This is a genomic window from Pseudomonas sp. NPDC087614 (assembly GCF_044743485.1).
Lineage (GTDB): Bacteria > Pseudomonadota > Gammaproteobacteria > Pseudomonadales > Pseudomonadaceae > Aquipseudomonas > Aquipseudomonas baetica_A.
In genome coordinates, this window is the sequence record NZ_JBIUWN010000149.1 from 1 (window position 1) to 4,430 (window position 4,430).

5 protein-coding genes are annotated in these 4,430 nt (G+C 55.1%); all 5 read right to left on the bottom strand.

From position 1 onward, the window contains the following. Window positions 1–185: 185 nt before the first annotated feature. Complete coding sequence (gene msrQ, locus ACIOWA_RS27455; protein ID WP_401162878.1) at window positions 186–809, bottom strand: protein-methionine-sulfoxide reductase heme-binding subunit MsrQ; 624 nt, start codon at window positions 807–809, stop codon at window positions 186–188. Then, the gene (msrP, locus tag ACIOWA_RS27460; protein WP_401162879.1) at window positions 809–1,822 is read right to left on the bottom strand and encodes a protein-methionine-sulfoxide reductase catalytic subunit MsrP; all 1,014 of its coding nucleotides are present in this window, start codon (window positions 1,820–1,822) and stop codon (window positions 809–811) included. The genes msrQ and msrP overlap by 1 nt, the downstream gene beginning before the upstream one ends. A gap of 63 nt (window positions 1,823–1,885) precedes the next feature. Then, window positions 1,886–2,743 (bottom strand): CDP-diacylglycerol--serine O-phosphatidyltransferase, encoded by an 858-nt coding sequence (gene pssA / locus ACIOWA_RS27465; protein WP_339432813.1) that lies wholly within the window; start codon window positions 2,741–2,743, stop codon window positions 1,886–1,888. A gap of 145 nt (window positions 2,744–2,888) precedes the next feature. Next, a complete protein-coding gene (gene ilvC / locus ACIOWA_RS27470) occupies window positions 2,889–3,905 on the bottom strand; it encodes a ketol-acid reductoisomerase (RefSeq protein WP_277759308.1) in 1,017 nt (338 codons plus the stop codon). Between the two features lie 48 nt (window positions 3,906–3,953). Next, window positions 3,954–4,430, bottom strand: a 477-nt coding sequence (gene ilvN, locus ACIOWA_RS27475) for an acetolactate synthase small subunit (RefSeq protein ID WP_401162880.1), incomplete at its 5' end; no start/stop codon positions are given.

A 4,430-nucleotide genomic window follows, 5' to 3' on the forward strand; every position in this document is an offset into this window, starting at 1 on the left:
GGAGGCGAATTCTACAGCGTTACACGCTGCTGTCAACACCTCTTTTTCAACTTCTTTCTGGCTTCGATGAACTGAAGCAACTTGCTGCCGAAAACTTCATAACTCATTGAATTTCAAGGAGTTTTCCGTTTCGACTGCGCCGGAAGTGGGGCGAATTATAGGCTTCCAGAATCTGCCGTCAACCATTAATTTCGCTTTTCTTTCAGAATCTGCTTTCTAGCCAATAAACGCGGGACTCGACGAGCAACAGGAGGAACGCGCAGCAACAGAAGCAGAGCACCTATAAAAGCATAGACAGCCCACTCCTTGAGATCAGCCCGCACGATCCACAGCATATGCAGCAATCCAAGCCCAAGTATCACGTATACCAGTCGATGTAACTTCTTCCATCGAACACCCAAAAGGCGTTGACTGTAGCGATTGGAAGTCACCGCCAAAGCCAACAATCCGAGGAACCCCAGTGTCCCGACAATAATGTACGGACGTTTACGCAGTTCTACCCCTAGCTGGGACCAATCAAAACCCAGAATAAATGCCATGTAACTGCATAGATGTAGAACCACATAGGCAAAACACCAAAGCCCCAACTGCCGACGAACTGCGATCCACCCCGCCCATCCGGTCAGCTTCTGCAAAGGCGTCATGCTCAAGGTGATCAGCAACAACACCAACGTACCAAGCCCTAACAGATCAACCAGCACCTTGCCGGGATCAGGACCAAGCAATTGCGCAAAAGCCTGATAGAACCAAAGCAAGGGCCAAACCGCCGCCGCCATGAAAACGCCTATACGCCAGAACGGGAATCGCATCAGTAGTTCTTCCGCAAATCGAGCCCTGTATATAAAGAAGCGACTTCATCCGCGTAGCCGTTGAACATCTGCGTATCGCGCACGTTCGGCTTGAACAGGCTATTGGGCAAGCGCCGCTCCCGAGCTTGCGTCCAACGCGGGTGATCAACCGTCGGGTTCACGTTCGCATAAAATCCGTACTCATCGGCGGCAATACTTTGCCAGGTCGTCTTCGGCTGCTCACTGACCAGACTAATACGCACGATGGATTTAACACTCTTGAACCCATACTTCCATGGCACTACCAAGCGCAGTGGAGCACCGTTTTGATTGGGCAACTCACGGCCATACATGCCAACCGCCAGAATAGCCAAAGGATTCATCGCCTCATCCAGACGCAAGCCTTCTACATAAGGCCAGTCGATCAGGGCAAAACCAGAGCGCTGTCCGGGCATGCTCTTGGGATCCTGTAGAGTCTCAAAGCGGATGTACTTGGCATTGGAGGTCGGCTCGACCTGTTTGAGCAACGCCGAAACAGGGAAACCAATCCATGGAATGACCATCGACCAGGCCTCAACACAGCGCAGACGATAAATGCGCTCCTCCAACTGATACGGCTTCATGAAGTCTTCGAGCGCGTAACGTCCGGGCTTACCTACCTCCCCGTCAACGACCACACTCCACGGCTCGGTTTTCAGCGAGCCGGCATTTGCAGCCGGATCCCCCTTGTCGGTACCAAACTCATAGAAGTTGTTGTAATGGGTCGCGTCTTTATAAGGCGTAATCGCCTCACCCTTGACGTTGACCGCTCCCCATTTAGTAGAAGGAAGCTTTTCGGCAAACCAGGCAGGCGCTTTACCCGCCTCGACATCCGCATAGCGAGCGGCATCGTCGGCACTCGCCCAGCGCGGCAGGCTACTGACGGCGATACCGGCAGCAGTGGCACCAAGCAATTGGCGGCGAGAGAGGTAAATGGATTCAGGCGTGACATCCGACTCATGGCAGTCAGACGTTTGAGGGACTTTGATCAGCATGGCAACTCCGCAGCTTTGGAGGACAGATGCACCCATAGACTGCGGAGTATGCGGGAAATTACATCACTCGGCCTTTTTGTGCCGACGGAGATGCAACAGGTATTGCACAGGGCCGGACGCCGCATAAGCGAGGAAAACCAGCAGCAGAATGCGCGGTGGATCGCTGAAGACCACGGCAAACACCAGCACCACCGCGAGAATCGCCACGAAAGGCACGCGCCCTTTCAAGTCCAGCTCCTTGAAGCTGTTGTACTTGATATTGCTGACCATCAGCATGCCAGCAGCCGCCACCATCAACGCGACCAGAAACGACATTTTCGAGCCCTGAATGCCGTAATCACTGAACGCCCAGACAATGCCCGCTACCACGCCAGCGGCTGCCGGGCTGGCCAGACCGATGAAATAGCGTTTATCCGCAGTACCGACCTGGGTGTTGAAGCGCGCCAGACGCAAGGCCGCGCCCGCCACATAGATGAAGGCGACCATCCAGCCGACTTTGCCCATGTCGCCCAGCGCCCAACCGAACGCCAGCAAGGCCGGCGCAACCCCGAACGCGACCATGTCCGACAGCGAGTCGTACTCGGCACCGAACGCACTTTGCGTATTGGTCATGCGCGCGACGCGACCGTCCAGGCCGTCGAGCACCATGGCGACGAAAATGGCGATCGCTGCAAAGGCGAAATACTTGCTCGCGTTCACTGAGTCGCCGGCGCTCAACGCAGCCTGGGCGCTCATCGAATTGATGATGGAATAAAAACCTGCGAACAGGTTTGCAGTGGTGAACAGGTTCGGCAGCAGATAGATACCACGATGCCGGACTTTACGACCTTCTGCGTCGTGCCCTTCTTCGATGTGCTCATCGATGGGCAGCATGCTTTCGGCGTCAGAAGCCTTGTTCGGCTCTTCGGGACGTTCGCTCATGGACATTACCTTGCAACGGTTTGGAAAAAATCGACTGTGTCTGTGACGACGGTTCGGCCACAAACGATGCAGCTTTATACCAGAACCACCGCCTCAAACGAAAAAACGCGGCCGAGGCCGCGTTTTTCGTACAAGAGACGAGGACTTAGTTTTTGGCTTTGTCGACGATCTTGTTGGCACCGATCCACGGCATCATGGAGCGCAGTTGCTCGCCGATGATTTCGATACCGTGAGCGGCGTTGTTACGACGCTTGGCGGTCATCGAAGGGTAGCCGGTTGCACCTTCGCTGATGAACATTTTGGCGTATTCGCCGTCCTGAATACGTTTCAGGGCGTTGCGCATGGCCTGACGGGATTCGGCGTTGATCACTTCAGGACCCGTCACGTACTCGCCGTACTCAGCGTTGTTGGAGATCGAGTAGTTCATGTTGGCGATACCGCCTTCGTACATGAGGTCAACGATCAGTTTCAGTTCGTGCAGGCACTCGAAGTAAGCCATTTCCGGCGCATAGCCAGCTTCAACCAGCGTTTCGAAACCGGCTTTCACCAGCTCAACGGTACCGCCGCACAGAACGGCTTGTTCGCCGAACAGGTCGGTTTCAGTCTCGTCCTTGAAGGTGGTTTCGATGATGCCGGTACGACCGCCACCCACACCAGCCGCGTAGGACAGCGCTACGTTTTTGGCGTTGCCCGAAGCGTCCTGGTAGATCGCGATCAGGTCAGGGATACCGCCGCCTTTCACGAATTCGGAACGTACGGTGTGGCCTGGAGCTTTCGGCGCGATCATGATCACGTCGAGGTCGGCACGCGGAACAACCTGGTTGTAGTGGATCGCGAAACCGTGAGAGAAGGCCAGAGTGGCGCCTTTCTTGATGTTCGGTTCGATTTCGTTTTTGTACAGGGAGGACTGGAACTCGTCCGGGGTCAGGATCATGACCAGATCGGCAGAAGCCACAGCGGAAGCAACGTCGGTCACTTTCAGGCCGTGGGCTTCGGCTTTGGCAACGGTAGCCGAACCTTTACGCAGACCAACGGTAACGTCGACACCGGAGTCTTTCAGGTTGCACGCTTGGGCGTGGCCCTGGGAACCGTAACCGATGATGGCAACTTTCTTGCCCTGGATGATCGACAGGTCACAGTCTTTATCGTAGAAAACTTTCATGAATTTCCCCTATATATCCAGGCCGTTCAGGCCATTCGCTAATTTGGTTTAAATGCTGAGTACTTTGTCGCCACGAGCGATGCCGGTCACGCCGCTACGGACGGTTTCCAGAATCGATGCGGTGCCGATGGACTGAATGAAGCTGTCGAGCTTGTCGCTGGTACCGGTCAATTGAACGGTATACACGCTCGCGCTGACATCGACGATCTGTCCACGGTAGATATCGGTAGTGCGTTTGATCTCGGCGCGCTGAGCGCCAGTGGCCTTGACCTTGACCAGCATCAGTTCGCGCTCGATGTGAGCACTTTCCGACAGGTCCACCAGCTTGACCACTTCGATCAGCTTGTTCAGGTTTTTGGTGATCTGCTCGATGATTTCATCGTGGCCAACCGTGGTCAGCGTCAGACGCGACAGTGTCGGGTCTTCGGTTGGGGCCACGGTCAGGCTTTCGATGTTGTAGTTGCGCTGCGAGAACAGGCCGACTACGCGAGACAAAGCACCGGCAACGTTTTCCAGAAGCAAGGA

What these genes read in the sequence shown, in the direction of transcription:
- pssA (WP_339432813.1), bottom strand. Translation starts at nt 2,743, where the DNA reads ATGAGCGAACGTCCCGAAGAGCCGAACAAGGCTTCTGACGCCGAAAGC.
- ilvC (WP_277759308.1), bottom strand. Translation starts at nt 3,905, where the DNA reads ATGAAAGTTTTCTACGATAAAGACTGTGACCTGTCGATCATCCAGGGC.
- msrQ (WP_401162878.1), bottom strand. Translation starts at nt 809, where the DNA reads ATGCGATTCCCGTTCTGGCGTATAGGCGTTTTCATGGCGGCGGCGGTT.
- msrP (WP_401162879.1), bottom strand. Translation starts at nt 1,822, where the DNA reads ATGCTGATCAAAGTCCCTCAAACGTCTGACTGCCATGAGTCGGATGTC.